The organism is Arthrobacter sp. HMWF013 (assembly GCF_003061105.1).
In the GTDB taxonomy this organism is placed as follows: Bacteria; Actinomycetota; Actinomycetes; order Actinomycetales; family Micrococcaceae; genus Arthrobacter.
Window position 1 is genome coordinate 1 of sequence record NZ_QAIQ01000474.1, and the last position, 2,225, is coordinate 2,225.

The window sequence follows — 2,225 nt, forward strand, 5'->3', positions numbered from 1 at the left end:
AGCGACAGCCGCGCCAACGCCCGCGACCAGGAGGCCCACACCACGGCGACCGGCGAGGCCCAGGACCAGCGCGCGGATGTGCTGATGGTGGTCCATGTCCCGGCTGACCGCCGCACCCTTTACGTCGTCTCGATCATGCGTGACACGTGGGTGGAAATCCCCGACTACGGCGGCTCGAAGATCAACTCCGCCCTCCAGATCGGCGGCATCCACATGGTCACGCGGACGGTGCAGTCGCTGCTGGGCATCCGCGTTGACCACACCCTGATGCTGGACTTCAACGGCTTCAAAGGCCTCACGGACGGGCTGGGCGGAATCGATGTGAACGTGCCCTTCCCGTTCCAGTCCACGCACGATACCGGGCACGTGTTTTCAGCCGGCGTGAACCATCTGGACGGCCAGGCGGCCCTGGAGTTCAGCCGCGAGCGCTACGCATTCGCCGACGGCGACTACCAGCGGGTCCAGAACCAGCGGATCATGCTCCGGGCCATCCTGGCCAAACTGACCGCCGGCGGGGCCCTGAACGATGTCAACGCCGTCCGCTCGCTCGCAGGGTTCGCCGCCTGCTGCCTGACCGTGGACAGGGGTTTCGATCCCGTCCAGGTTGCCATGCTGGCCTACAGCCTGCGGAACCTCGATGTGAACGCGATCGGAACCATGACCCTGCCCACCGCGGGCCCGGGCTTCGTTGCCGGCCAGTCGGTCCTGTTCCCGGACTACGGCGGTGTCAACGCCGTGGGGGCCGCGCTGAGGGACGGCACGATCGGCCAGTACGCCGTGCCGTAATACGTGCCGTAAGCCGCGCTCCCCCCGGGCGGCGCCGCCGTCGTCCGTTATTTTTCCCCCACAGGTGGGTAACCCACTAGTGATGCACCTGCCTCCGGCATGGAGCTGAACGCGGACGTGAGGGTGAACGCTGATGGAAAACGAGGGAATGACGCAGGCGGTCCGCGAGGCCGGGGCGGTGGAGCTGATCCTGATCCGGCACGGCGAAAGCCAGGGAAACGTGGCGGCCACGGAGGCCACGCTGGCCGGCGCCGAGGTGATTCCGGTGCCCGCCCGGGATGCCGACGTCACCCTCTCCGGCACGGGGCAGGACCAGGCGCTGGCGCTGGGCAAGGCACTGGCCGGGATCGCCGAGGAGTTAAGGCCCGACGCCGTGGTGTCGTCCCCGTATGCCCGCGCCCGCCAGACGGCGGAGATCGCCGTGGAGACCGCGCGCTGGCCGGTCACCGTCCGGACGGACGAGCGGCTGCGGGACCGTGAACTGGGCATCCTGGACATGCTCACGCGCTACGGCGTGGAGCAGCGGCTGCCTGAAGAAGCAGAACGACGGCGGTGGCTGGGCAAGTTCTATTACCGGCCGCCGGGCGGCGAATCGTGGGCGGACGTGGTGCTGCGGCTGCGTTCGGTGCTCAGCGAACTGAACAGCCTGGATTCAGGCCACCGCGTCATGCTGGTCTGCCACGATGCGCTGATCCTGCTGTGCCGGTACGTGCTGGAAGGCATGAGCGAACAGGAGCTCCTGGATCTGGCCGCCGGCACCACCATCCTGAACGCCTCCCTCACCAGGTATGTTCGCCCGGACGGGGCGGGCCCGTGGACACTGGACAGCTTCAACGTGGCTGACCACCTGAGGGAGCAGGGTGTGGAGGTCACCGAGCACGCGGGAGATGCCAGTGTCCATCCGCAGTAACGCCACCCCGGTCACCCCTTCCCTGCTGCGCGGCTGGCCGCTTCCGGCACCCGGGGAGGACAAGTACTCCCGCGGCTCCGTCCTGGTGATCGGCGGCGCCCGGTCCACGCCCGGCGCGGCCCTGCTCGCCGGAACCGCCGCCCTCCGCGCAGGGGCCGGGAAGCTGGTCATGGCCGTGCCGGAATCGGTGGCGGTGCAGCTGGCTGTGGCCCTGCCCGAAGCAGGGGTCACAGGGCTCCCGGAGAATGCCCAGGGCTCGTTGGGACCGGAAGGGCTGGACCGGGTTTCCGAGGACCTTGGGAACTGCGACGCCCTGCTGATCGGGCCGGGCCTGGACGACCTTGACCTCACCAGGGAACTGCTGGCTGCCCTGCTGCGGGACGGATCTGTTTCCGTCTCGGACAGCGCCGCGATCATCCTGGACGCCTTCGCCCTGGGCTGCCTGCCCCGGCTCGAGGACCGGCTGGACCCGTGGCGGGGCCGCCTGATCCTCACCCCCAACCCCACGGAAACCGGGGTGCTGCTGGGG

Annotated in this window: 3 protein-coding genes; all 3 read left to right on the forward strand. The window is 69.2% G+C overall.

The window, feature by feature from the left end:
- A partial coding sequence (locus DBR22_RS16990) for an LCP family protein (protein ID WP_108599993.1) occupies positions 1-786 on the forward strand: 786 nt, incomplete at its 5' end.
- 133 nt (positions 787-919) lie between these two features.
- Positions 920-1,696 carry a histidine phosphatase family protein gene (locus DBR22_RS16995; RefSeq protein ID WP_108599994.1) on the forward strand — a complete coding sequence of 259 codons (777 nt, stop codon included), beginning with the start codon at positions 920-922 and terminating at the stop codon, positions 1,694-1,696.
- Positions 1,674-2,225, forward strand: a 552-nt coding sequence (locus DBR22_RS17000) for an NAD(P)H-hydrate dehydratase (RefSeq protein ID WP_308810229.1), incomplete at its 3' end; no start/stop codon positions are given. The genes DBR22_RS16995 and DBR22_RS17000, both read left to right, overlap by 23 nt.

Bases quoted from the DNA above. Each gene is read 5' to 3' on its own strand.
- DBR22_RS16995 (WP_108599994.1), top strand. From the start codon at position 920: ATGGAAAACGAGGGAATGACGCAGGCGGTCCGCGAGGCCGGGGCGGTG.